Raw genomic sequence first — 23310 nt, 5'->3', positions numbered from 1 at the left:
GCACCTGCTAAAGACGGTCAGAAAATGCGCAAGCCACGCACGCGGCGGCGTCATGGCCGATTGGTGTTCTCGGTGATCCGTTTGGGGCGGCGCGCTTGCCTGTGGGGTTGGCCTGCCGCTGCATCGGTCGCAATCAGCGCTTCTGGCCCTGAGCGCCGCGTCGGCCAGACAGGGCGGTGGCGAAGTGTTCGACCATTTCGGTGTCAAACGCGACAAGCGTGATCTGAAGCTTATCGCGGCACGCCAGCGCCGTCAGCGATTCCTCGACCGCGATCGGTGCCGCGAGTTCGGGCGGGTAGCCGTAGATGCCGCAACTGATTGCCGGAAACGCAATGGTGTTGAGCTGATGCTGGTTGGCCAGCGCCAAGCAGGCTCGGAAACAGGCGGCCAGCAGACCGGGCTCGCCGTGCGACCCGCCGCGCCACACGGGGCCAACGGTGTGCAGTACGTGGCGAGCCGGCAAGCGAAACCCTGGCGTGATGCGCGCTTCGCCAGTGGGGCATCCGCCCAGGTTCGCGCAATACTGCCGCAGCTGCGGACCGGCCGCGCGGTGGATCGCGCCGTCCACGCCACCGCCGCCCAGCAGGCTGCTGTTGGCGGCATTGACGATGGCGTCGAACGCCAGGGTGGTGATGTCCCCCTGCCAGATGTGCAGGCGGGAATCCGGTGCGTCGGCCTGCGCCACGCTCAATCGAGCAACTGTTCCAGCCAGTCGCGCACCGCGTCCTCGTCGGGCAGGCGATAGCGCGCATGCGAATTGCCGGGGCCGACCTTGATCGAGATGCCGTCCAGCGCATTGACGGCGAGGAAGCCATCTTCGTCGGTGATGTCGTCGCCGATGAAGACCGGTTTGCGCCCGGCGAAGGGGAAGGCCTGCATGAAACGGTTGATCGCCGCGCCCTTGCTCGCTTCCACCGGCTTGACTTCGACCATGCCGCGGGCGTGCATGACGCGCACGCCGCTGCCGGGCAGGCAGCCGGATTCAGCCGCCTTCGCCGCGGCCTCGCGCAGCTCAGGGTGACGATGGAAGTGCAGCACCATCGACAAGGCCTTGCGCTCGAAACGCACGCCGAGCGTGAGGTTGGCGAATTGCTCGCAAGCGGCGTGGGCCGTGACGAGGCCCGGCGGCGGCACCAGTTGCTCGCGCGTGGCGTGGGGCGTGAAGCGCCATTCGGCACCATGCTCGCCCGCAGCGGCCAGGCGCAGCGGTTCAAAGAGACTGTCGATGACTTCGATGCTGCGGCCGCTGACCATCGCCAGCGCGCCGTCAGCACGGTTGCGCAGTTCGGTCAGCAACGAGCGCAGACCATCGTCGACCAAGGGCACGGTTTCGTCGGGTTTGTCGAACGGAACCAGGGTGCCGTCGAAGTCGAGGAAAAAGGCGAGGGCTTCTGCCGCGAGGCGCGGGGGGGATTTTGTTTGCATGGGGGTAGTCCTTGCTGGGCGTGCGCGCTCTTCTGGGTATAGACGCTTGCCGCGGAAACTGGGTGTGCATTATCCCTGACTGTGCGTCCGGCCGCTTGTTCCGGCTCAAGGAAACAAAGCCGTGTGGCCGCGAAACTGGCTGCACCCCAACGAACCCCAAGAGGTGATCCATGTCGTGTTCCGACACCCTTGCGCAAGAGAACGGCGTGTTCGGCTTTGATGCGCGTGCCATTTCCAAGCGTTTCCGCCACGCCGCAATCTTTGGCGCGCTTGAGTCGCTCAACGATGGCGACGTGATGCGTTTCCAGAACGACCACGATCCGCTGCCCCTGCTGGATCAGATCCGCCACCGCTATGGCGACCAGATCAAGATTGACTATGTGGCGCGCGAGCCGGGCAACATCGTCATCGACTTCCGTGTGGAGTTGGGCGCTTACGCCGAGGCAGCCGCCCAGCAGAGCGCTGGTGGCGGCTGCGGTGGCAACGGTGCGGGTGGCTGCGGCTGCGGTAACTGAACGCGGCGGCTTTAGCGCGACGGGCGTCCCGACTCAGGTCTGGGCGCCTGTTTTCTTTCCAGCGCACGCATTCGCGAGCCAGTCACTCAGGTGGCCGACAAAGCCGCGCACTGCCGCCGACAGATGGCGGCGCGTTGGATACACCGCGTAGATCGTCAGCGGCTGTGCGCGCCAGGCGCCGAGCACTTCGACCAGCCGGCCGCTGTCGATCAGCGGTTGCAGGATGAAGTCCGGCGCCGAGGTCAGGCCGAGCCCCTGTGCGGCCAGTTCGGCCAGCAGCGGGCCGCTATTGGCGTGAGCCGGTCCGCGCACCGGCACCTTGATGCGCTCGCCCTCGGGGCCGCGGAACACCCAGTTCAAACCCTCCGAAGCGTAGGCGTAAGTCAGGCAAGCGTGCCGTGCCAGATCGTCCGGATGGCGGGGCTCGCCATGGGCCGCGAGGTAGGCGGGGGCCGCGGCAATCATCAGGCGTGCCTGGCCGATCGGCCGCGCGACGAGCGTCTGGCTACCGACCTCGCCCACGCGGATCGCGAGATCCAGGCCTTCCTCGATCAGATCGACCTGCCGGTCTGACAAAGCCACGTCGACGCGAACCGCCGGGAAGCGCGCCACGTAGGCCGCGATGGCGGGCGCCAGGTGGCTCACACCGAAGCTGATCGGGGCGGTGAGGCGCAGGGTGCCGCGTGGCTTTGGGTCGCGCGCGCCGGCGAGTTCTTCGGCCTCGGCGATGTCGGCCAGCAGTTGCACGCAACGTTCGTAGTAGGCGCGGCCGTTCTCGGTCAGCGAGAGGCGGCGGGTGGTCCGATGCAGCAGGCGGGCGTCGAGCAAGGTTTCGAGTTGCGCTACCTGGCGTGAGACGGCGGAGGTGGAGCGTTTCAGATGTTCCGCTGCAGCGGCGAAACTGCCTAGCTCCACCACCTTAGTGAAGATCGTCATTGCTTCGATGCGATCCATTCAATTGTCCCGATTAATGCAATAAATAATTGTCGTACGGCTACTTTATCCCTTTTTGTATTGATTGCAGACTGCGCTCCATCGCACTTCGCGAACCCCACAGAGGAGAGCAAACATGGAACACGCACAAACCGCCCAGATCGGCACCTTCGTCTTGCGCATCAGCCTTGGCTTGATGTTCGTTGCCCACGCACTTTTGAAGTTGCTTGTCTTCACCTTGCCGGGTACGGCCGCATTCTTTGCATCGCTCGGTTTGCCCGGCATGCTGGCCTACCCGGTGTTTGCGGCCGAGTTGCTGGGGGGTATCGCGCTACTGCTCGGCTGGCGCACCCGCCTGGTTGCCGCGCTGCTCACGCCGGTGCTGCTTGGCGCAAGCTGGGCGCATCTCGGGAACGGATGGGTCTTTTCTGCGCCTAACGGCGGCTGGGAATATCCGGTGTTCCTGACCGTGGCAACCATCGTGCAGGGCTTGCTCGGTGCTGGCGCGTTCGCGGTGGATGGTCGCAAGCCCGTCGCGGTGCCTGCCTTTGCCTGATTCACACCCCCGGGCGACCATGGGTTGCCCGGCGCTACAGCTCAACCCTCAACCCAACGGAGAAACCAAAATGAAACTGTTCTTCTCGCCCGGCGCCTGCTCGCTTTCGCCGCACATCGCGCTGCTCGAAGCCGGCCTGCCGGTTGAACTCGTGAAAGTGGATCTGAAGACCAAGCAGATGGCCGACGGCGGCGACTTCACCGCAATCAATCCGAAGGGCTATGTGCCGACCGTGCAACTCGACAGCGGCGAAGTCCTCACCGAAGGCCCGGCGATCGTGCAGTACATCGCCGACCAGAAGCCGGAAAGCGGCCTTGCGCCGGCGAATGGCACGATGGCGCGCTATCGCCTGCAGGAGTGGCTGACCTTCATCAACTCCGAACTGCACAAGACCTTTGGCGCACTGTTCAACCCGACGGCACCGGCCGAGACCAAGGATGCCGCCAAGGCCTTGCTCGCCAAGCGCTTCGAATATGTGGTGAGCCAGCTTCAGGGCAAGGATTACCTCACCGGCAGCCAGTTCACCGTGGCCGACGGCTACCTCTTCACCGTCATCAACTGGAGCCAGTGGGTCGGTATCGACCTCGCCCAGTGGCCGGTGCTGGCCGCTTTCCACGCCCGCGTTGCGGCGCGCCCGGCAGTTCAGGCGGCGCTGCGTGCCGAAGGTCTGCTGAAGTAAGCCTTGCCATCGTGACGCGGGTCGTGCCGACCCGCGTCACCTCATTCGGGAATTGATCATGAACACCGCTGCTGCCCAGTCCGTCCTGTTTCTCTCGCATGGTTCTCCGCTGCACGCAATGCTCGACAGCGACGCGGCCAGGGCCTGGGCGAAGCTCGGTGCATCCTTGCCGCGGCCGCGCGCGATCATCGCGGTGTCGGCGCACTGGAACACCGGTATCCCGATGCTGACCGGCGCCGAGGCGCCTGCAACGATCCACGACTTCGGCGGTTTCCCGGATGCGCTGTATCGCTTGCGCTACCCGGCCCCGGGCGCGCCGGCTTTGGCCGAGCAGGCGCGTGGGCTGCTGCGCGACGCTGGCCTTACTGCCGGCATTGATGGCGCGCGTGGTCTGGATCACGGTGCCTGGGTGCCGCTGCTGCACATGTTTCCGAAGGCCGATGTGCCGGTGATTCAGTTGTCGGTGCAGCCGGAGTTGTGCGCCCGCCACCACTATGCGGTGGGCAAGGCGCTGGCGCCGCTGGTAGCGGACGATGTGCTGATCGTTGCCTCCGGCCACACCACGCACAATCTGCGCGACGCCTTCCGGCGGCCGGATCTGCTGGGCCAGTCGGTTGAGCCGATGCCTTACGTAAAAGCGTTTGACGATTGGGTCGCGGCTGCGATCGAAGCGCGCCGCATCGACGATCTGCTCGACTGGACGCAACGTGCGCCGGATGCACTACGTGCCCACCCGAGCCCGGAGCACTTCCTGCCCCTGTTCGTCGCGCTCGGTGCAGCGGGCGACGGGGTCGGCGTGGAGCGTTTTCTCTCGGTGTTCGATGGCCCCGCGCTGGCGATGGACAGCTGGCGCTGGACGCCCGCTGCGGCCTGAACGGCGTTGCCTTCAGCCGTCGCTGCGGCTGTGCGTCACCCAGACGAGCTTGTCGGTCGGCAAGCCGAGTACTTGGGCATCGCGGATCAGTTGGTCGCGGACTTCCGGCGCGAGCTGTTTGTCGCGCGCCAGGATCCACAGGTAGTCGCGGCTCGGGCCGACCACCATCGCCCAACGGTAATCCGGATCAAGCCGCACGACGTGGTAGCCACCGTAGAAGGGGCCGAAGAATGAAACCTTCAGCGAGGCCCGGTTGGTGTCGCCGATGAACAGTGCGCGGCCGACCGCTTCGCGCCAGTCGTTTTTCTGCGCATCGAATCCCCGGTTGATGACCTCGATGCTGCCGTCGGCCTGCTGGCGGTAGCGTGCGCTGACGTCGCTCAGGCCGCGTTCGAAGCTGTGGTCCAGCCGTGCGATCTCGTACCACTTGCCGGTGTAGCGGGCAGCATCAAAGGGTGTGACCGACGTAATGCCTTCGGGCGGCGCGGTGGCGCAGCCAGCGAGTACCAGGGCGGCAAGGGGCAGGAAGATGCGACGGAGCGCAATGCGACGCAGGCTGAACATGGTGGACTCGCAGTTTGGGCCTAGGTGAAGGATGCGCCGATTCGATCAGCTTCGCCGGAGAACGTTCCGCGCTCTGCGTGGCGCTCCGCCTGCCGCGCAGGCCGATCGGAGCCCCCCGCGGCCAGCCTGCCTTGCTGTGAATGCCATATTTGACTATATTGAGTGCCATATGGCGAAAGGTGGTGCAGCATGAGTTCAGCCGCGTTGCAGCGAGAAGATCTGTCGATACAAGGCCTGCTTGGCGGGCACCGTGTGTTGCAGAGCGTGCCGCGCACGCCGCTCGAATGGGTGAGCCTGATTCGCCACGGGATACCTGCGCAGGCGGTGGAGTCGCTTGCCCGCATGATCCAGATGACCCAGGCGGAGCTCGCTGGCTCGCTGGGCATTCCCGAGCGCACGCTGGCGCGGCGCAAGCGTGAAGGCCTGCTCAACAGCGAAGAGTCGGCTAAGGTGGTGCGGCTGGCGCGGGTGGTGGAGCGCGCAGAGGAGGTGTTTGAAGACCTCGATGTCGCACTCGATTGGCTCAAGTCGCCCAACGCCGCGCTGTGCGGCGCTACGCCGATGTCGCTGCTGGATACCGATATCGGCGCCGAGAGCGTGCTGGATACGCTGGGGCGGATCGAACACGGCGTGTTTGCCTGATCGATGACCCTCACGGTCTGGCGGCTCGTCACCGCCCGATTTGCCGACAGCGCGTTCAGCGGTGAAGGCGCCCGCCTGTACGGCGGGCGCTGGAATCGCAAACATGTGCCGATGGTCTACACCGCGGCCACGCAGTCGCTCGCGATGCTCGAACTGCTGGTGCAGGACGACCCGCTGCGTGCGCGCTACGTGATGATCCCGGCGTTCATTTCCGCTGACCTGTCGATCGAACACCTGGCGGCCAACAGCCTGCCCGAAGGCTGGCGCGAGATGAGCGCGCGCGAGCACTTGCAGCAGATCGGCACGGAGTGGGCCCGTAGCCGCCGGAGCGCGGTGCTCGCAGTGCCGAGTGCAGTGATCCCTTCCGAGACCAACTACCTGCTCAATCCGCAGCATCCGGCGTTCAACCAGATCCAGGTTGGGGCACCGCTCGAATTCATCACCGATCTGCGACTCATCCGGCGGCAGCGCGGCACCCGCTGACAACCGATCGGGCCCAAGTGGGCCTTCAGGGGCCTTTAGCTTTGCCCACGCGCTGCCGTTAGTACCTCCGTACCCCTGTAACCCGGACAACGGACGATGGCGGTGGACCGCGACGACCACTCGAAGGATCACTTCATCACCCCGCAGCAACTGTGCATCGGGCTGCACATCCACCTCGACCTGTCGTGGATGGATCACCCGTTCACGTTCTCGAGCTTCAAGATCAAGAGCCTCGACCAGATTGCGACCCTGCAGTCGCTCGGGCTCGAGCGCATCCGTTACTCGCCCTCAAAGAGCGAATCGGAACCGCTTGCGCAGCCAACCGGCGAGATTTCGCCCCCGCCGCCGCCCGCGCTGTCGAAAGAGGATGACCCGGCCTACAAGGCCAAGCGTGAGCGCATACAACGGCTGACTGAGCAGCGCACGCGGGTAAACGCTTGCGAGCGTGAGTTCCAGAGCGCGACCAAGGCGATCAAGGCGATTACGCAGAACCTGTTCGCGCGCCCGAAGGAATCGTACGAGGCCGCTCGCGGCCTGGCCGAAACGATGGTCGACTCGATGCTGACCGATGCCGATGTCGCGATCACGCTGATGAACGACAAGGCCGGCAACGAGGATGTGTACTTCCATTCGCTCAACGTGGCGGTACTTGCCATGATGCTGGCGAAGGAACTCAAGGCGCCGGCCGAAGCGATCAAGTCGCTGGGCGTTGGTGCCCTGTTTCACGATATTGGCAAGGTCGAGATCCCGGACAAGGTGGTGCGCAAGACCGATCCACTGACGCACGCCGAGCAACAGCTGATGCAGCAGCATGTGATCTACGGGCTGGAGATCGGCAAGAAGCTCGAACTCAGCGGTGAGGTCATGGCGATCGTTGCCCAGCACCATGAGCACGCAGACGGAAGCGGCTATCCGCGCGGGTTGCAGGGCAATCAGATCTCGCTGCTGGCGCGCATCGTCACGATCGTCAACGCCTACGACAACCTCTGCAACCCGCCGAATCCCGCCAAGGCGATGACGCCGCATGAGGCGCTCTCGGTGATGTACGCGCAGCAGCGTGCGCACTTCGATGCCAATGCCTTGTCGGTGTTCATCCGTTGCATGGGCGTGTATCCGCCGGGTTCGATCGTTGTACTGTCGAACGAGACAATTGGCATCGTCGTGTCGGTGAATAGCACCCGGCCGCTCAAGCCCACCTTGTTGGTGTATGACCCCGCCGTGCCGAAAGAAGAGGCAATCCTTGTCGACCTGGAGCAGGAGGCCGACGTCACCGTGGCGCGCACGCTCAAGCCGCAGCAGTTGCCGCGCCCGATCTTCGAATACCTCTCGCCGCGCCGTCGCGTCACCTACTACTTCGACGCCGAACCTGGCGGGGCGCCCAGCGCATGAACGACACAAGCCAACTCCCGGCGGACTCGTTGATCCTGCAATGCCTGGCCCAGGGCGGCAGCACTGCGATGCTGCTGGTGTCGGCCGCTACGCGCTGCGTCGTGTTCGCCAATACTGCCGCTGGTCGTTTGTTGGGTATCGACGCCGAAGCCCTGCGCGGCCGCTCGATCAGCGACTTTGAAGCAAGCCTTGAGGACATGTTCTTCTGGGAGGAGGTGGCCTCTGGTCAGGCGCGCGACGCAGACCGCGTGCCGGGCGCCTACCGCCATGCCAACGGCAGCACGGTCCACGTCGAGAAACAGATCCGTGTGCTCGGCGACCCGACCTCGCCCCTGATCGCGCTGAACCTCACCGATGTCACGGCCGATGTGGCACGGGCGGACGAGACGGCCGAGCTGGCATCGTTGCTGGCCGCGACGCTGGAATCGATTGCCGATGGTGTGTTGGTGACCGATCTCTCCGGCACCTTGCGCAATTTCAACCGCCGTTTCGCGCACATGTTCGGTATCGCCGGGCGCGAGCTGGACGGCCCCGCCGTGATGGCTGCGGTACGGGACTTGTTGGCCGACCCGGTGCCCTGGCGTGCGCTGCTCGCGGCGGTTGCGGACGATCCGCAGGCCGACAGCGTGATCACCCTGGTGCTCGCCGACGGGCGCTACATCGAATGTGCGGCGCGCCCGCAATGGCTGCGCAAGCGTCCGGTCGGGCGCCTCTTCACGTTTTCGGATGTAACCGATAGCAAGCGCTACGAAGCCGCGCTGGTCGCGGCACGTGAAGCGGCTGATCGCGCCAACCAGGCCAAGTCGGCCTTCATCGCGTCGATGAACCATGAGCTGAAGACGCCGCTCAACGCGATCCTCGGCTTCGCCGATCTACTGCGGGCCGACTTGCCACCGGCCGAGGCCGAGTTCGCAGAGCACATCTACACCGCCGGTCAGCATCTGCTGGAGCTGATTGGCGACGTGCTGGATCTGGCGCAGGTAGAGGCGGGGCGTGTCGATCTGCATCCGGAGAATCTGGCGATGGAGGCCTTGCTCGACGAGTGCTTCACGATGACCGCGCCGGTCGCGTCGCGCTACGGCGTGACGCTGTCGCACGCCGTAGCGGCCGACGCCATCGCTTGCGCCGACCGACGTCGCACGCGCCAGATCGTGATCAACCTGATTTCGAACGGCTGCAAATACAACCGGCAGGGCGGGGCGCTGAAGGTCAGTGCCGAGCTTGACGGGCAGCAGCTCAAACTCAATTTCGCCGACACCGGCATTGGCATCGAAGCCGGCGATCTGGTTCGCATCTTTGAACCCTTCACTCGCGTGGGGGCGAGTCGCAGCGAGGTGGAGGGTACCGGCCTTGGCCTTGCGCACTCGCGCAAGCTCGCAAACTTGATGGGCGGCGACATCAGCGTCAGTAGCGTTCCCGGCGAGGGCAGCGTCTTTTCCCTGACCCTGCCGATCACCATGGAGCGCTACGAAACCCTCGACGATTAGGCATCGGCACCCTAAACGGAGCGCGTTGGCGCCGGCCCGGCTAAAATGCAGGCTTCGCGGCTGCGGTAGACGCCGCTTTGGAGTTGTCACCACTCGATGGAATTCTTCCTGCTGATTGGCCTGATCGTCATCAACGGCCTGTTCGCGATGTCCGAAATCGCGCTGGTCACCGCCCGCAAGGCGCGCCTTGCCAAGCTGGCTTCCGACGGCGACGCGAATGCAGAAGCGGCGGTGAGATTGGGCGAGGAGCCGACGCGCTTCCTCTCCACGATCCAGATCGGTATCACCTCGATCGGTATCCTCAACGGTATCGTCGGTGAGTCGGTGTTTGCCGCGCCACTCGCCAAGTGGCTGGAAACCTTCGGCTTGCAGGACCGCATCGCCGAAATCGGCTCGACCGCGCTGGTGGTGCTGGTCGTGACCTACATCTCCATCGTGGTGGGCGAGCTGGTGCCCAAGCGCATCGGCCAGAGCAACCCGGAACTCATCGCCCGAATCGTCGCCCGCCCGATGGAAGGCTTGGCGCTGATCACGCGCCCCTTTGTCCGCTTGCTGACGTTTTCGACCGACGCCCTGCTGCGGCTGTTCGGCATCGACCGTAACGGCGGGCCGGCGCTGACCGAAGAAGAGATCCACCTGATGCTCGAGGAAGGCTCCGAGTCGGGTGTCATTGAATCGCGCGAGCACGAAATGGTGCGCAACGTGTTCCGGCTCGACGAGCGCGAGATCGGCTCGCTGATGGTGCCGCGCGCCGACATCGTGTACATCGACCTGGAGCAACCGCTGGAACAGAACCTGCACCATGTGGCGGGTTCCGAATACACGCGGTTCCCGGTCTGCCGTGGCGGCCTCGATCACTTGGTTGGCGTGGTGCACGCGAAGCAGATCCTCGGGCAGACGCTGCGCGGCGAGAAGCCCGATTTCGAGAAACATTTGCAGCCCTGCGTCTTCGTGCCGGAGACGCTCACCGGCATGGAGCTGCTGGAGCACTTCAAGGCCTCGGCCACGCAGATGGTCTTCCTGATCGACGAATACGGCGAAGTGCAGGGCATCGTCACGCTGCAGGATTTGCTTGAAGCGGTGACCGGTGAATTCAAGCCGCGCGATGTGGATGACGCCTGGGCGGTGCAGCGCGATGACGGCAGCTGGCTGCTCGATGGACTGATCCCGGTGCCTGAACTGAAGGATCGCCTCGAACTCAAGGAAGTGCCGGAGGAAGACAAGGGGCGCTACCACACCCTGTCTGGCATGGTGATGCTGCTGCTGGGTCGCTTGCCGCACACTGCGGACGCGATCGAATGGGGTGGCTGGCGCTTCGAGGTTGTCGATATGGATGGCAAACGCATCGACAAGATCCTCGCCAGCCGGCTCGGACTCGGCGAAGAAGCCGACGGCTGAGTGGTGCAGCGCGATGACTGAAGCTGCGGGCAGGCGCCCGCGCGTCGCCATCATCGGCGGCGGCCCGGCTGGCCTGATGGCGGCGGAGGTGCTGTCACAAGCCGATGTGGCGGTCGATCTCTTCGAGGCCATGCCCTCGGTCGGGCGCAAATTCCTGATGGCCGGCAAGGGCGGCATGAACATCACGCATTCCGAGCCGCGCGAGCCCTTCCTCGGCCGCTACGGGGCCCGCCGTGACGTGATGACACCGATCATCGACGCGTTCGCGCCCGAGGCATTGCGTGCGTGGATCCACCAGCTCGGTGTCGATACTTTTGTCGGTAGCTCTGGCCGCGTGTTTCCGACCGACATGAAAGCCGCGCCGCTGCTGCGCGCCTGGCTTCACCGCCTGCGCGAGCAGGGTGTGCGTATCCATGTGAGGCACCGCTGGACCGGCTGGGGGGCCGACGGTGCCCTGAGTCTTTCGACACCCGAGGGCGATACCAGCCTGCGAGCGGACGCCGTGGTGCTTGCGCTTGGCGGCGGCAGTTGGGCCCGGCTCGGTTCCGATGGCGCCTGGGTGCCGTGGCTGCGGGCTCGGGGCGTGGATGTAGCGTCGCTGGTGCCAGCCAATTGCGGTTTCGAGGCGGGCTGGAGCGAGCATTTTCGTGAGCGTTTTGCCGGGGAACCGGTGAAGGCGGTGGTGGCGCATTTTCGCGATGTGTCAGGGCGCGAATGGCAGCGCCAGGGTGAGTTCGTCGTCAGTGCCACCGGGCTTGAAGGCAGCTTGATCTACGCACTCTCGGCGCCCTTGCGGGACGCGATTGCCCAGCTTGGCAGTGCCACGTTGCACCTCGATCTTGCGCCGGGCAAAACACTGGAGCGGGTGAGGGCAGAGGTGGCCCATCCGCGCGGTTCGCGCTCGATGGCAAGCCACCTGCAAAGCCGTGTCGGCATCGCTGGCGTGAAGGGCGGCTTGCTGCGCGAATGCACGTCGCGTGATACCTACGACGACGCTGATGCGCTTGCCGCGGCGATCAAGGCGCTACCGGTTCGGCTGCTAGCACCGCGCCCGATTGACGAAACGATCAGCAGTGCCGGCGGCGTGCGTTTCGAGGCGATGACCCGCGGGCTGATGCTTGAGGCGTTGCCTGGTGTGTTCTGCGCGGGAGAAATGCTCGACTGGGAGGCGCCGACCGGGGGTTATCTGCTGACCGGTTGTTTTGCAACCGGGCGGGCAGCGGCGCGTGGCGTGCTGGCCTGGCTCGGGCTGCAAGCGGTCGCTGATACAGCGAGTTGAGTTTGAGTCGATCGCGTGCCAAGGCAAGAACCTGCAGCGCCGCCGGCCGTGGTCTCTTCAGTAAAGGTTGCCATGAAAGCCCTTCCTAACACGGTGTGCCCGCTTTGCGGCGGTGCCAATTCGTGTGCACCCGCGCAGGCCGGGCGGCTCGACGTCGAATGCTGGTGCACCAAGACCATCATCAGCCCCGACGCCCTGGCGCGGGTTCCCGCCGAGCTTCGCAACAAGGCCTGCCTGTGTCCGCGTTGCGCCAGCGTCCTGAGTGCCGAGGACTAAGCTGGGCTGATCGGCGGACGAGGCCTGGACGCGCGTGCATGGGCGCTGCGCCGGCTGATCCGGATGACTGAAATAGCGCTGCCAACGGCCGCTGCATCGCGCGCGCCTCGCGGCTGCTCGCCGGTAGCGGTTTGCACTCATTTCGCCACATAACCCGGCAGGTTGTGATGACTGGGTTATCCTATCCCCCAGGATAGGAGTGCCGCCCATGAGTACCCACGCTTCACACCCCGACATCATCAAGCGTCTTCGCCGCGCCGAGGGCCATCTCAGAAGCATCGTCACGATGCTTGAGCAGGGGCGTGGCTGCCTTGAGATTGCCCAGCAGTTGCAGGCCGTCGAAAGCGCGGTGGCGAGCGCGAAGAAGACCCTGGTGCACGACCACATCGACCATTGCCTTGAACATGCGGTCCGCGATGGCCGGCAGAGCGCGGACGAGACGATCCGCGAGTTCAAGGCCATCACGAAGTACCTCTGAGACGTCCCCATGACTGATTTTTCGACCCTGCTGCAACAGGGCGCGGCCAACGCTTGGCTGTTCATCCCCAGCGCGATCCTCCTGGGGGCCTTGCACGGTCTGGAACCGGGCCATTCGAAGACGATGATGGCGGCGTTCATCATCGCCGTGCGTGGCACGCTCACGCAGGCGGTGTTGCTGGGCCTTGCTGCCACGCTGTCGCACACCGCGGTGGTGTGGGCAATTGCCCTGGGCGGCCTGTATTTCGGCCAGCAGTGGAGCGCCGAGACGAGCGAGCCGTATCTGCAGGTGGCTTCGGCGGCGCTGATCATTGCCGTGGCGGTGTGGATGCTGTGGCGAACGTGGCGTCACCGCCCCGGTTCGGATCACGGCCATGAGCATGATCATCATCACGACGCCGAGAAGCGCATCGATACCGGGCACGGTGTCGTGCGCCTCGAGGTGTTCGAGGAGGGCGTGCCGCCCGTCTTCAGGATGTATGCCGAAGGCGGCCGCAGTTGGGCGGCTGACGAGGTGGTCGTCGAGACCGAGCGTGCCGACGGAAGCCGCCAGCGCTTTGCGTTCGTTCAGCGCGAGGGCTTCGTCGAGTCCGATCAGGCGATTCCGGAACCGCATGAGTTCGTCGCGCGCCTGAGTCTGGGTCATGCTGGGCACCAGCATGTCTTCGACGTCGAGTTCGTCGAGCATGATCATCATCACCATGCCGTGGCCGATTACGAGGGGCTCGATCTGGCCGCGCCCGGTTACCAGGACCCGCACGAACTCGCCCACGCCAACGACATCCGCCGACGCTTTGCAAACCGTGAAGTGACGACCGCCCAGATCATCGTGTTTGGCCTGACCGGCGGGCTGATTCCCTGTCCGGCCTCGATCACGGTGCTGCTGCTATGTCTGCAGCTCAAGGAAATCGCGCTGGGAGCCACGCTGGTGCTCTGTTTCAGCGTCGGGCTTGCGCTGACCATGGTGACCTCAGGCGTGCTGGCGGCGCTGAGCGTCAAGCATGTCGCGACACGCTGGAGCGGCTTCGGCGAGTTCGCGCGCAAGGCGCCGTACATTTCAGGCGCGCTGATCCTGCTGGTTGGCCTCTACCTGGGGGTGCATGGTGTGACGGGTCTGATGCACTAGGCCGTTGTGCTGCCGCCAACACGTTGAGCGACCGACCGGCGGGCCAGGCGAAATTCTGACCGGTCTTTGATTTGATGGACTTCTGCCCGCGGCGTTTCCGGTCAGAGTATGGCTTTCGGGCGCAGCGTCACACGGGCTTGGTGTCTGGCTGCTTCGCTCTGTAGGGTCCATGGGCCGACCAGCGAACTCGCCCGAGACATGCCCCCTACGACGCCCGACGACACCCGCGACACCAGCGCCGAGAGGCGCTGAAGACCTTCCCGGATACGTAGCAATGTCCCTCGCACATATCACCACCTTGCTCAACAAACACAAGCTCGTCGAGGGGTTGGTGCATAGTCAGCCGATGGCGCGGCAAGCCCTCGTTGAGGCGATCGTCCACCGCAAGCATCTCAATGAAGTGCTGCAACTCCTTGAGAGCACTCCCGCCGCCGACATCGGGGTGGTGCTCGAATCGGTGCGATTCGATGATGCGGCATTCCTGTGGCAACAGTTGCCGGATGAGCGCCGCGGCGAAGTGCTGTGGGAGATTTCGGAGGAACTGAAAGACCACCTCAGCCTCGTTCGCGCAGTCGAGGTTGCCGAGAGTCAGATCAACGCTTTCGAGCTGATCGACGGCCGCCTGCGCCAGCGGGCGATTACATGCCGCGCGGATCTGGAAGGTATTCGCCCGATCTGGATTGATCTTTTCCATGCCAGCGATGCCGAGCGTGCTTATGTAGGCGCCCACTTCGGCTTGGTACTGCCAGATTCCGGCGACACCACCGACCTGGAAGTCAGTTCGCGCTTCCATGTTGAAGAGGCGGGTGAAATCCACCTGCACTCGAACTTCCTGCTTGATCGCGAAGGCAATTCGCGCAGCGTGCCGGTGGCTTTTGTGCTGCACGGCGACATCCTGTTCTCCGTGCGCAACGAAGAGCTACCGGTGTTCCGCCTGCAGCGGCGCAGGGCGCGGATGCAGCAAGGTTATGTGTCGGACTGCAAGGATGTGCTGCTCGATCTGTACGGTGCCGACGTCGAGTACTCGGCCGATGCGCTGGAAGGTGTTTACAACACGCTCGGCAAGGTGGGCCGCCAGGTGTTGAGCGAGACGATCAGCGATGAGGAAGCCGCCGGCATCCTGGCCGATATTGCCGAGGAGGAAGACCTCAACGGGCGCATTCGCAGCAACATTCTCGATACCCAGCGCGCGCTCTCGTTCATGATGCGTTGCAAGATGCTGTCACCTGCGGAAATCGAAGACGCGAAACAGATCCTGCGCGACATTGAATCACTCAACAGTCACACCGCATTCCTGTTCGACAAGATCAACTTCCTAATGGACGCCACGATCGGTTTCATCAACATCAACCAGAACCGTCGTGTATCCCAGCTGACTGTATTCGGCGTGGTCTTCATGCCGATCAACATCCTGGCCGGTATCGGCGGGATGTCGGAATTCTCGATGATGACGGCGGGCATCCCCTGGCCGATCTCGTTTGGTGCCTTCGTCGTCGGCATGGGGCTGATCGGCTGGGGCACCTACGTCGCGCTGCGGTATACAGAGGTCCGCAGGGCACGACAAGCGTTGAAGTCGAAGGCCGCGGCAATCTCCTAGGCACCCGGGGCCGCGAGTCCGCTCCGGGGGTGTGCGTCGGCCAAGCGCCGCGACGCCTGAACGCAATCTCTCGTCACTTTACGGACTGCCACCGCTCCGCCAAGCGCACAGACTGCGCGCACCTTGCGCCACTACTGCGCCACTGACGGAGCGTTCATGACCCAAGCCCACCCCACCGGCGCCCGCGCGCTGGTCGATGCCCTGCTGACTCACGGTGCTGACACTGCTTACTGCGTGCCAGGCGAAAGCTACCTCGCGGTGCTTGATGCGCTGTACGACGTGCGTGACCGATTGAAACTGGTCGTGTGTCGGCAGGAGGGGGGCGCCGCTTACATGGCGGACGCCTACGGCAAGCTCACCGGCAAACCCGGCATCTGCTTCGTGACCCGCGGACCAGGTGCGACCAATGCGGCAGTGGGCGTGCATACCGCGTTTCAGGATTCGGCGCCGATGATCCTGTTCATCGGTCAGGTCGGGCGGGGCATGCTGGAACGCGAGGCCTTCCAAGAGATCGACTACCGCCGCATGTACGGCCAGATGGCGAAGTGGGTGGCGCAGATCGACGACGCTTCGCGCATCCCCGAGTTCGTCTCGCGCGCCTTCCATATCGCCACCTCGGGCCGCCCCGGCCCGGTCGTGCTGGCGCTGCCGGAAGACATGCAGCACGAGCCTTGCACGGTAGCGCAGCCGCAGCCCTTCCGCCGCGTGATGCCGTCGCCCGCGCTGGCCGACATGGCCGAGTTGCGCAGCCGGCTTGCGGCCGCCCAGCGGCCGCTGATGATCCTCGGCGGGCGCGGTTGGAATGATGCCGCCTGCGCCGATATACGCCGCTTTGCCGAGGCTTGGCAGCTGCCGGTGGCCTGCGCCTTCCGCTACCAGGATTCGTTCGACAACACGCATCCGCTCTACGCCGGCGATGTTGGGCTGGGCATCAATCCCAAGCTCGCCGCACGCGTGCGCGAGGCGGATCTGGTGCTCGCGGTGGGCCCGCGCCTGGGCGAATCCACCACCAGCGGCTACGCCTTGTTCGACATCCCGCGCCCGAAGCAGGCTTTGGTGCACGTGCATGCGGGCATCGACGAGTTGGGCCGGGTGTATGCGGCCGATCTGCCGATCAATGCCGGCTATCCTGAATTTGCCGCTGCGGCGAGTGAGCTTGTACCGCCTGCAAGCCTGAACTGGGTCGGTAGTGCCGAGACGGCGCGCGGCGACTACCTCGCCTGGACCGAGCCACCCGCCACGCCGGGCGAACTGCAGATGGGCGAGGTGATGCGCTGGCTTCGCGAGCGTCTGCCGGCCGACGCGATCCTCACCAACGGCGCCGGCAACTACGCGATCTGGCTGCATCGCTTCTATCGCTATCGCCGGTTCGGCACGCAGCTGGCACCGACCAATGGCTCGATGGGTTATGGCGTGCCATCTGCGGTGGCGGCCAAGATCGCGCAGCCGGCGCGGATCGTCGTGTCCTTCTCCGGCGATGGCTGCTTCATGATGAACGGGCAGGAGTTCGCCACCGCAGTGAAGTACGGCGCGGCGGTGGTGTTCGTCGTGGTGAACAACAGCATGTACGGCACGATCCGGATGCATCAGGAGCGTGAGTTCCCGGATCGCATCTCCGGCACCGAATTGGCCAACCCCGACTTTGCTGCGCTGGCGCGCGCCTATGGCGCCCTTGGCGAAGTCGTGACGCGCACTGATGAGTTCGCGCCGGCGTTCGAGCGGGCGCTGTCCGCTGGCGGCCCGGCGCTGATCGAGCTACGCACCAACCCTGAGGTGATCACCCCCTCGGCAACCATCACGCAGATCAAGGGGCAGTCGAAGCGGCGCTAGGGTGCCGGGGTTGGGACGCAGGCGCTAACGGTGTCGCCGGCGGCTCGATCGTCGGGAACCCTCGACCTTGTTTTCAGCTCTCACCGCCAGATACCTCCAAGGCCCACAACCATGCCGACCAGATTGAAGATTGATTTTGTTTCCGACGTTTCCTGCCCCTGGTGCGCGATCGGACTCTATTCGCTGAAGAAGGCGCTGTCGGAACTGGGCGGCGAGGTAGCAGCGTCGCTGCATTTCCAGCCCTTTGAGCTCAACCCCGACATGGCGCCCGAGGGTGAGGAGATCCGCGCGCATCTGCGCAGGAAGTACGGATCAACCGACGAACAGCTCGCGCGTATCCAAGAGACAATTCGCGAACGCGGCGCGCAGTTGGGTTTTGATTTTGCGGTCGGGAAGCGTGCTGGCATCTACAACACCTTCGACGCACACCGACTGCTGCATTGGGCTGAACAGGAAGATCGGCAGCTGGCGCTGAAGGAGGCGCTGTTCCGGCGCTATTTCACGGAAGGCCAGAATCCGTCCTCCCACGAGGTCCTGCTGGCGGCTGTGCGTGAGGTGGGGCTGGACGAGGCAAGGGCCAGTGCGATTCTGGCCTCGGACGAGTTCGCGGCCGATGTACGCACCGCGGAGGCGCGCTACCTCAATGCCGGGATCAACTCGGTGCCTGCCGTGATCATCAACGACAGGCATCTGATCCAGGGTGGGCAACCGCCCGAAGTATTCGCCCAAGCGCTGCGGCAGATCGTCGGGCAGGCTTGAACTGGCAGGGGCGGTCGCAGCGGCGACCGCCCGCTGCGACCCGAGTCCGCCTAGCTGCGTAGCCGCGCCGCGACGCCGCCGACCAGACTGACCAGTGCCAGAACCACGCCGCCGGCGATGACGCCCGCCAAGGCGTTGAGCACCGTTGGTGTCAGTGCGGCGAGCAGGCCGCCGATCAACGGTGTCGATGCGACGGCGTTTGCGGCGGCTTCGAGCCAGTGATGAGCTTGTGGCAAACCGTGCAGCAGGATGCCGCCGCCGACGAGGAACATGGCAGCCGTGCCAATCACCGCCAAGGCCTTCATCAGGTAGGGCGCTGCGTTCACGAGAACGCGGCCGATGCCGCGCTGCAACGCTGCCCAACCGTTGGAGGCGGTTTTGCGCAGCAGGTAGAAGCCGGCGTCATCGAGCTTCACGATGCCGGCCACCAGGCCATACACGCCGGCGGTCATGATCAGTGCGATCCCCGACACGACCGCCACCTGCGAGCCGAATGCAGCGTCCTGCACCGTGCCGAGCGCGATCACGATGATCTCCGCCGACAGGATGAAATCGGTGCGCACGGCGCCCGCGATCTTGTCTTTCTCGAAGGCAACGATGTCGACCTCGGTGTCGCTCAGCGCTGCGGCCTCTGCCGCGTGTGCCGCCGCGTCGTCGCCGGATCCGTGCATGAACTTGTGCGCGAGCTTTTCGAAGCCCTCGAAGCACAGGTAGGCACCGCCGATCATCAGCAGCGGCGTGATCGCAACCGGAAGCAGGGCTGACAAGGCGAGTGCGGCCGGTACGAGGATCAGTTTGTTGCGCAGCGAACCCTTGGCAACCGCCCAGACGACCGGCAATTCGCGCTCGGCCCGCACGCCGGAGACCTGCTCGGCGTTCAGCGCCAGATCGTCGCCCAGCACGCCGGCCGTCTTGCGCGCGGCAACCTTGGTCATCAGGGCTACGTCGTCGAGTACCGACGCGATGTCGTCAAGAAGGGTGAGGAGGCTGGCGCCGGCCATCGGTTGATCCTGCTGTTGGTGTGGGCAGCAATGAAACCAGAAAACGTCGCGTGCTGCAGTGCTTTGCGCACCGGGGCTTGTCTGAACGGACCCGGCGAGGGCGACGCGGGCGCCGACCCGCCACAGAAATGTGACGTTTCATATTGCTGTCACATTCGTGTCGCATCCTGCACGGCGTTGAGTCCGGAAACCCGCAAAACGGTCCCCGGATACTGATGTAACCCCTCTGGAGAACTCCATGCGTTCGATGAACAAGACTGTCCTTGCCGCTGCCAGCTTTGCCCTGTTCGCCTCCGCTGCCCATGCCGAAGCGATCGTGAAGATCGACGGTTCGAGCACCGTGTATCCGATCACCGAAGCCGTCGCGGAAGACTTCCAGAAGTCCACCAAGGGTGCAGTCAAGGTCACCGTCGGCATTTCCGGCACCGGCGGCGGCTTCAAGAAGTTCTGCCGCGGCGAGACCGACATCTCCGACGCGTCGCGCCCGATCCTGAAGAAGGAAATGGAAGATTGCGCGAAGGCCGGCATCAAGTATTTCGAGCTGCCGATCGCGTTTGATGCACTGACCGTGGTGGTCAACCCGAAGAGCAAGATTACCCAGCTGACGGTTGCCCAACTCAAGGCGATGTGGGAACCGGCTGCCCAGGGCAAGGTCACGAAGTGGAACCAGATCGACGCGTCGTTCGGCGATGCCAACCTGAAGCTGTTCGGGCCGGGTTCGGATTCGGGCACCTTCGACTACTTCACCGAGGCGGTGAACGGCAAGTCCAAGGCCTCGCGTGGCGACTACACCGCGTCGGAAGATGACAACGTGCTGGTGCAGGGTGTTTCGCGTGACGCTGGTGCGATCGGCTACTTCGGCTACGCCTACTACTTCGAAAACAAGAACAAGCTCAAGGCGGTCGCGATCGTCAATCCGAAGGGCAAGGCGGTGCTGCCGTCCGAGCAGACCGTGATCGATGGTTCGTACAGCCCGCTGTCGCGCCCGATCTTCATCTACGTGAATGAGAAGTCGCTCGAGAAGGCGGAAGTGCGCCAGTTCGTCGAGTTCTACATGAAGAACGCCGCCGCGCTGACCTCGGAAGTGAAGTACGTACCGCTGCCGGCCAAGGCTTACACTGCGAACCTCGAGCACATCGCGAAGAAGAAGCTGGGCACCGTGTTCGGTGGCGAGGCTGATGTGGGTGCGACGATCGAAGAACTGATGTCGCGCGAAGCCAAGCTCTGATCCTGCCCGGATCAATCTGCCCGGGCAGTTCCTCTGCCCGGGCTGTTTTCATTTCGCGGAGGCCGCTGGTGAGCGCATCCCACACCTTGTCGCAGGGCATTGAATCAATGGAAGTGACCACAGTCAGTGACCGACTTTCCCGGAAAGTGGTCCGTAACATCAAGGAACGCGCGATCGAGGCGGTCATGTTTGCCGCTGCATCGATTTCCGTGCTGACGACGCTGGGCATCATCTGGGTGCTGGTGTCGGAGTCCTACCACTTCTTCGAACATGTGCCGATCTGGACCTTCCTGACCGACACCATGTGGACCCCGCTGTTCTCCGAGCCCCGCTACGGCATTCTGCCGCTGCTGATGGGCACGCTGACCACCTCGCTGGTGGCGCTCAGCGTTGCGATTCCGCTCGGCACGATCATCGCGATCTATCTTTCCGAATTTGCCTCGCCGCGTGTGCGCGAGGTGGTCAAGCCCTTCCTCGAATTGCTCGGCGGCGTGCCGACGATCGTCTATGGCTACTTTGCGCTGACGGTCGTGTCGCCGGTGCTGCAGTACTTCTTCCCGTCGCTGCCGGGCTTTTCGATGCTCGCGGCTGGTCTGGTGATGGGCGTGGCGATCGTGCCCTACATCAGCTCGCTCTCCGAAGACGCGATGCGCGCGGTGCCGATGAGCCTGCGCGAAGGCGCCTATGCGATGGGCAGCACCCGCTTCCAGACCGCCGTGCGCGTGGTGCTGCCGGCGGCGATCTCCGGCGTGCTGTCGGCCTACATCCTGGGTATTTCGCGCGCGGTCGGCGAGACGATGATCGTCGCGGTTGCAGCGGGTATGCAGCCGAACTTCACCATGAACCCGGCCGAGCCCGCGCAGACGATCTCGGCCTACATCGTGCAGGTTGCAATGGGTGATCTGCCGCACGGCTCCGTTGGCTATCAGTCGATCTTCGCTGCCGGCCTGAGCCTGATGCTGATGACCTTGTTCTTCAACATTCTCGGCCACGTCATCCGCCGCCGCTACCGCGAAGCCTATTGATCCGGATCCGACCATGAATCAAAAAGAACTCGCCGCGATCCGCGGCACCATTCGATCAAACCGCCGGCTGGACATCATCTTCGCGGTGGCTGGATTTGTCGCACTGCTGATCGGTGTGATGGCCTTCGTCACGCTGTTTGCGCAGATGGCCTACAACGGCTGGGAGCGCCTGAATCCGGACTTCTTCATGAACTTCCCGTCGCGCCGCGCCGCCAACGCGGGCATCCTCTCCGCCTGGGTGGGTTCGCTGCTGGTGATGCTGGTGACGGCGGTGTCGGCCGTGCCGCTGGGCGTGGCCGCCGGGGTGTACCTTGAGGAGTACGCGCCGAAGAACCTGATCACCGACATCATCGAGATCAACGTTTCGAACCTCGCCGGTGTGCCGTCGATCGTGTATGGCCTGCTGGCGCTGGGCGTGTTCGTGTATGCCTTCGGCTTCGGCCAGTCGATCCTCTCGGCGGGCCTGACGCTGGGTCTGTTGATCCTGCCGGTCGTGATCGTGGCGACGCGTGAAGCGCTGCGCTCGATCCCGATCCATATCCGCGAAGGCGCCTACGGCGTAGGTGCCACGCGCTGGCAGGTGGTGCGTGATCATCTGGTGCCGTACTCGACGCCGGGCATCATGACGGGCGTCATCATCGGCATGTCCCGCGCGATCGGCGAAACCGCGCCGATCATCACGATTGGTGCGCTGACTTTCATCGCCTTCCTGCCGCCGATGCCGATCTCAACGACTGCGCCCTTCGTCAGCTTTGACTGGCTGTGGTCCGGCTTCACGGTGATGCCGATCCAGATGTTCAACTGGACTTCGCGTCCGGAAGAGGCGTTCCAGCAGAACGCTGCGGCCGCCGGCCTGATCCTCGTATTCATGACGCTGATGATGAACGGCGTTGCGATCTGGCTGCGCTACCGCCTGCGCAAGTCGATCTCCTGGTAAGCCGCAAACCGATATCGCGAACGAACAAAGATACTTTCATGACGACGACCAACCAGACGCTGCCGACCAAGGCTGAAACCCGCGATTTCAACTTCTACTACGGTGCGTTCCACGCGCTGAAGTCGATCAACCTGCCGGTGGTGGAAAAGCGCGTCACCGCGCTGATCGGGCCTTCCGGCTGTGGCAAATCGACGCTGCTGCGGTCTTTCAACCGCATGCATGATCTCTACCCGGGTAACCGCTATCAGGGGTCGATCGTGCTGCACCCGGACAACACCAACATCCTCGACCCGAAGGTCGACCCGATCGAGGTGCGGATGCGCATTGGCATGGTGTTCCAGAAGCCGAACCCGTTCCCGAAGTCGATCTACGAGAACGTCGCCTACGGCCTGAAGGTGCGCGGCGAGAGCAGCCGCAGCGTGCTCGACGACAAGGTCGAGAACGCACTTCGCGGCGCCTCGTTGTGGAACGAGGTCAAGGATCGCCTGCATGCGCCGGCGACCGCACTGTCCGGCGGCCAGCAGCAGCGCCTCTGCATTGCGCGCTGTCTTGCGACCGACCCCGAACTGCTGTTGTTTGATGAGCCGACCTCGGCGCTCGATCCGATCGCTACCGCGAACATCGAAGAACTGGTGACCGAGCTGCGCGAGCGCGTGACGATCCTGATCGTCACGCACAACATGCAGCAGGCCGCCCGTGTGTCGGACTACACCGCCTACATGTACCTCGGTGAGTTGATCGAGTACGGCGTGACCGACGATGTCTTCATGCGCCCGAAGAAGAAGGCCACCGAGGACTACATCACCGGGCGTTTCGGCTGAGCAGAGTGG

The 23310-nt window shown here is 64.3% G+C and carries 25 protein-coding genes; 20 read left to right on the top strand and 5 right to left on the bottom strand.

Features of this window, described 5'->3' with window-relative positions:
- Positions 1 to 133: 133 nt before the first annotated feature.
- Positions 134 to 685 carry an O-acetyl-ADP-ribose deacetylase gene (locus JY500_RS13770; RefSeq protein WP_246479628.1) on the bottom strand — a complete coding sequence of 184 codons (552 nt, stop codon included), beginning with the start codon at positions 683 to 685 and terminating at the stop codon, positions 134 to 136.
- Positions 686 to 687: 2 nt separating this feature from the next.
- Entirely contained in the window at positions 688 to 1425 is a 738-nt protein-coding gene (otsB, locus tag JY500_RS13765) for a trehalose-phosphatase (RefSeq protein WP_172198529.1), read from the bottom strand.
- Between the two features lie 170 nt (positions 1426 to 1595).
- Between otsB and JY500_RS13760 the strand changes: the two genes are divergently transcribed.
- The gene (locus JY500_RS13760) at positions 1596 to 1940 is read left to right on the top strand and encodes a DUF2249 domain-containing protein (RefSeq protein ID WP_206253219.1); all 345 of its coding nucleotides are present in this window, start codon (positions 1596 to 1598) and stop codon (positions 1938 to 1940) included.
- A 33-nt stretch (positions 1941 to 1973) separates the two neighbouring features.
- Here JY500_RS13760 and JY500_RS13755 read toward each other — a convergent pair whose 3' ends face one another.
- On the bottom strand, positions 1974 to 2894 hold the full coding sequence (locus tag JY500_RS13755) for a LysR family transcriptional regulator (protein WP_206253217.1): 921 nt from the start codon (positions 2892 to 2894) through the stop codon (positions 1974 to 1976).
- 115 nt (positions 2895 to 3009) lie between these two features.
- Between JY500_RS13755 and JY500_RS13750 the strand changes: the two genes are divergently transcribed.
- The 3 genes from JY500_RS13750 (at position 3010) to JY500_RS13740 (ending at position 4982) form a co-directional block, all read left to right on the top strand.
- A complete protein-coding gene (locus tag JY500_RS13750; protein ID WP_206253216.1) occupies positions 3010 to 3429 on the top strand; it encodes a DoxX family protein in 420 nt (139 codons plus the stop codon).
- A 70-nt stretch (positions 3430 to 3499) separates the two neighbouring features.
- Positions 3500 to 4108, top strand: a complete 609-nt coding sequence (gstA, locus tag JY500_RS13745; RefSeq protein WP_206253214.1) for a glutathione transferase GstA — start codon at positions 3500 to 3502, stop codon at positions 4106 to 4108.
- 58 nt (positions 4109 to 4166) lie between these two features.
- Positions 4167 to 4982 carry a DODA-type extradiol aromatic ring-opening family dioxygenase gene (locus JY500_RS13740; RefSeq protein ID WP_206253212.1) on the top strand — a complete coding sequence of 272 codons (816 nt, stop codon included), beginning with the start codon at positions 4167 to 4169 and terminating at the stop codon, positions 4980 to 4982.
- 12 nt (positions 4983 to 4994) lie between these two features.
- Here the strand turns inward: JY500_RS13740 and JY500_RS13735 are convergent, their stop codons facing one another.
- Positions 4995 to 5546 carry a lipocalin family protein gene (locus tag JY500_RS13735; RefSeq protein WP_206253211.1) on the bottom strand — a complete coding sequence of 184 codons (552 nt, stop codon included), beginning with the start codon at positions 5544 to 5546 and terminating at the stop codon, positions 4995 to 4997.
- A gap of 189 nt (positions 5547 to 5735) precedes the next feature.
- On the opposite strand from JY500_RS13735, the gene parS reads away from it, so the two are divergent.
- The 12 genes from parS (at position 5736) to JY500_RS13675 (ending at position 18289) form a co-directional block, all read left to right on the top strand.
- Positions 5736 to 6188: a type II RES/Xre toxin-antitoxin system antitoxin gene (gene parS / locus JY500_RS13730; RefSeq protein ID WP_206253209.1), complete on the top strand. Its 453-nt coding sequence runs from the start codon at positions 5736 to 5738 to the stop codon at positions 6186 to 6188.
- A 3-nt stretch (positions 6189 to 6191) separates the two neighbouring features.
- Positions 6192 to 6671, top strand: coding sequence for an RES family NAD+ phosphorylase (locus tag JY500_RS13725; RefSeq protein WP_206253208.1), 480 nt, complete (start codon positions 6192 to 6194; stop codon positions 6669 to 6671).
- A 96-nt stretch (positions 6672 to 6767) separates the two neighbouring features.
- Positions 6768 to 8060: a cyclic di-GMP phosphodiesterase gene (locus tag JY500_RS13720; protein WP_206253202.1), complete on the top strand. Its 1293-nt coding sequence runs from the start codon at positions 6768 to 6770 to the stop codon at positions 8058 to 8060.
- Complete coding sequence (locus tag JY500_RS13715) at positions 8057 to 9547, top strand: PAS domain-containing sensor histidine kinase (RefSeq protein ID WP_206253200.1); 1491 nt, start codon at positions 8057 to 8059, stop codon at positions 9545 to 9547. Before JY500_RS13720 ends, JY500_RS13715 begins: the two co-directional genes overlap by 4 nt.
- Positions 9548 to 9643: 96 nt before the next feature.
- Positions 9644 to 10945, top strand: coding sequence for a hemolysin family protein (locus tag JY500_RS13710; RefSeq protein WP_172198554.1), 1302 nt, complete (start codon positions 9644 to 9646; stop codon positions 10943 to 10945).
- A 13-nt stretch (positions 10946 to 10958) separates the two neighbouring features.
- Positions 10959 to 12224: a TIGR03862 family flavoprotein gene (locus JY500_RS13705; RefSeq protein ID WP_206253199.1), complete on the top strand. Its 1266-nt coding sequence runs from the start codon at positions 10959 to 10961 to the stop codon at positions 12222 to 12224.
- Positions 12225 to 12296: 72 nt separating this feature from the next.
- Positions 12297 to 12500 (top strand): cysteine-rich CWC family protein, encoded by a 204-nt coding sequence (locus JY500_RS13700; RefSeq protein WP_206253197.1) that lies wholly within the window; start codon positions 12297 to 12299, stop codon positions 12498 to 12500.
- Between the two features lie 208 nt (positions 12501 to 12708).
- Positions 12709 to 12978, top strand: coding sequence for a metal-sensing transcriptional repressor (locus tag JY500_RS13695; protein ID WP_206253195.1), 270 nt, complete (start codon positions 12709 to 12711; stop codon positions 12976 to 12978).
- Positions 12979 to 12987: 9 nt separating this feature from the next.
- On the top strand, positions 12988 to 14103 hold the full coding sequence (locus JY500_RS13690) for a nickel/cobalt efflux transporter (RefSeq protein WP_206253189.1): 1116 nt from the start codon (positions 12988 to 12990) through the stop codon (positions 14101 to 14103).
- Positions 14104 to 14377: 274 nt separating this feature from the next.
- Positions 14378 to 15700 carry a magnesium and cobalt transport protein CorA gene (locus tag JY500_RS13685; RefSeq protein WP_206253187.1) on the top strand — a complete coding sequence of 441 codons (1323 nt, stop codon included), beginning with the start codon at positions 14378 to 14380 and terminating at the stop codon, positions 15698 to 15700.
- 156 nt (positions 15701 to 15856) lie between these two features.
- Positions 15857 to 17530: a thiamine pyrophosphate-binding protein gene (locus JY500_RS13680; protein WP_206253185.1), complete on the top strand. Its 1674-nt coding sequence runs from the start codon at positions 15857 to 15859 to the stop codon at positions 17528 to 17530.
- Positions 17531 to 17560: 30 nt separating this feature from the next.
- Positions 17561 to 18289 (top strand): DsbA family oxidoreductase, encoded by a 729-nt coding sequence (locus tag JY500_RS13675; RefSeq protein WP_246479627.1) that lies wholly within the window; start codon positions 17561 to 17563, stop codon positions 18287 to 18289.
- A gap of 50 nt (positions 18290 to 18339) precedes the next feature.
- Here the strand turns inward: JY500_RS13675 and JY500_RS13670 are convergent, their stop codons facing one another.
- The gene (locus JY500_RS13670) at positions 18340 to 19290 is read right to left on the bottom strand and encodes a DUF808 domain-containing protein (RefSeq protein WP_206253184.1); all 951 of its coding nucleotides are present in this window, start codon (positions 19288 to 19290) and stop codon (positions 18340 to 18342) included.
- A gap of 247 nt (positions 19291 to 19537) precedes the next feature.
- Between JY500_RS13670 and JY500_RS13665 the strand changes: the two genes are divergently transcribed.
- The 4 genes from JY500_RS13665 (at position 19538) to pstB (ending at position 23301) form a co-directional block, all read left to right on the top strand.
- Positions 19538 to 20518, top strand: coding sequence for a PstS family phosphate ABC transporter substrate-binding protein (locus JY500_RS13665; protein WP_172200710.1), 981 nt, complete (start codon positions 19538 to 19540; stop codon positions 20516 to 20518).
- 107 nt (positions 20519 to 20625) lie between these two features.
- Positions 20626 to 21543 carry a phosphate ABC transporter permease subunit PstC gene (gene pstC / locus JY500_RS13660; protein ID WP_172200713.1) on the top strand — a complete coding sequence of 306 codons (918 nt, stop codon included), beginning with the start codon at positions 20626 to 20628 and terminating at the stop codon, positions 21541 to 21543.
- 13 nt (positions 21544 to 21556) lie between these two features.
- Positions 21557 to 22480, top strand: coding sequence for a phosphate ABC transporter permease PstA (pstA, locus tag JY500_RS13655; protein ID WP_172198588.1), 924 nt, complete (start codon positions 21557 to 21559; stop codon positions 22478 to 22480).
- Positions 22481 to 22518: 38 nt separating this feature from the next.
- Entirely contained in the window at positions 22519 to 23301 is a 783-nt protein-coding gene (gene pstB / locus JY500_RS13650; RefSeq protein ID WP_172198591.1) for a phosphate ABC transporter ATP-binding protein PstB, read from the top strand.
- The last annotated feature ends 9 nt before the right edge of the window (positions 23302 to 23310 follow it).

The organism is Niveibacterium microcysteis, assembly GCF_017161445.1.
In the GTDB taxonomy this organism is placed as follows: Bacteria; Pseudomonadota; Gammaproteobacteria; order Burkholderiales; family Rhodocyclaceae; genus Niveibacterium; species Niveibacterium microcysteis.
The sequence above is the reverse complement of the archived record's forward strand: the minus strand, read 5'-3'. Positions and strand labels throughout refer to the sequence as shown.

Bases quoted from the DNA above. Each gene is read 5' to 3' on its own strand.
- otsB (WP_172198529.1), bottom strand. From the start codon at position 1,425: ATGCAAACAAAATCCCCCCCGCGCCTCGCGGCAGAAGCCCTCGCCTTT.
- JY500_RS13760 (WP_206253219.1), top strand. From the start codon at position 1,596: ATGTCGTGTTCCGACACCCTTGCGCAAGAGAACGGCGTGTTCGGCTTT.
- JY500_RS13755 (WP_206253217.1), bottom strand. From the start codon at position 2,894: ATGGATCGCATCGAAGCAATGACGATCTTCACTAAGGTGGTGGAGCTA.
- JY500_RS13750 (WP_206253216.1), top strand. From the start codon at position 3,010: ATGGAACACGCACAAACCGCCCAGATCGGCACCTTCGTCTTGCGCATC.
- gstA (WP_206253214.1), top strand. From the start codon at position 3,500: ATGAAACTGTTCTTCTCGCCCGGCGCCTGCTCGCTTTCGCCGCACATC.
- JY500_RS13740 (WP_206253212.1), top strand. From the start codon at position 4,167: ATGAACACCGCTGCTGCCCAGTCCGTCCTGTTTCTCTCGCATGGTTCT.
- JY500_RS13735 (WP_206253211.1), bottom strand. From the start codon at position 5,546: ATGTTCAGCCTGCGTCGCATTGCGCTCCGTCGCATCTTCCTGCCCCTT.
- parS (WP_206253209.1), top strand. From the start codon at position 5,736: ATGAGTTCAGCCGCGTTGCAGCGAGAAGATCTGTCGATACAAGGCCTG.
- JY500_RS13725 (WP_206253208.1), top strand. From the start codon at position 6,192: ATGACCCTCACGGTCTGGCGGCTCGTCACCGCCCGATTTGCCGACAGC.
- JY500_RS13720 (WP_206253202.1), top strand. From the start codon at position 6,768: ATGGCGGTGGACCGCGACGACCACTCGAAGGATCACTTCATCACCCCG.
- JY500_RS13715 (WP_206253200.1), top strand. From the start codon at position 8,057: ATGAACGACACAAGCCAACTCCCGGCGGACTCGTTGATCCTGCAATGC.
- JY500_RS13710 (WP_172198554.1), top strand. From the start codon at position 9,644: ATGGAATTCTTCCTGCTGATTGGCCTGATCGTCATCAACGGCCTGTTC.
- JY500_RS13705 (WP_206253199.1), top strand. From the start codon at position 10,959: ATGACTGAAGCTGCGGGCAGGCGCCCGCGCGTCGCCATCATCGGCGGC.
- JY500_RS13700 (WP_206253197.1), top strand. From the start codon at position 12,297: ATGAAAGCCCTTCCTAACACGGTGTGCCCGCTTTGCGGCGGTGCCAAT.
- JY500_RS13695 (WP_206253195.1), top strand. From the start codon at position 12,709: ATGAGTACCCACGCTTCACACCCCGACATCATCAAGCGTCTTCGCCGC.
- JY500_RS13690 (WP_206253189.1), top strand. From the start codon at position 12,988: ATGACTGATTTTTCGACCCTGCTGCAACAGGGCGCGGCCAACGCTTGG.
- JY500_RS13685 (WP_206253187.1), top strand. From the start codon at position 14,378: ATGTCCCTCGCACATATCACCACCTTGCTCAACAAACACAAGCTCGTC.
- JY500_RS13680 (WP_206253185.1), top strand. From the start codon at position 15,857: ATGACCCAAGCCCACCCCACCGGCGCCCGCGCGCTGGTCGATGCCCTG.
- JY500_RS13670 (WP_206253184.1), bottom strand. From the start codon at position 19,290: ATGGCCGGCGCCAGCCTCCTCACCCTTCTTGACGACATCGCGTCGGTA.
- JY500_RS13665 (WP_172200710.1), top strand. From the start codon at position 19,538: ATGAACAAGACTGTCCTTGCCGCTGCCAGCTTTGCCCTGTTCGCCTCC.
- pstC (WP_172200713.1), top strand. From the start codon at position 20,626: ATGGAAGTGACCACAGTCAGTGACCGACTTTCCCGGAAAGTGGTCCGT.
- pstA (WP_172198588.1), top strand. From the start codon at position 21,557: ATGAATCAAAAAGAACTCGCCGCGATCCGCGGCACCATTCGATCAAAC.
- pstB (WP_172198591.1), top strand. From the start codon at position 22,519: ATGACGACGACCAACCAGACGCTGCCGACCAAGGCTGAAACCCGCGAT.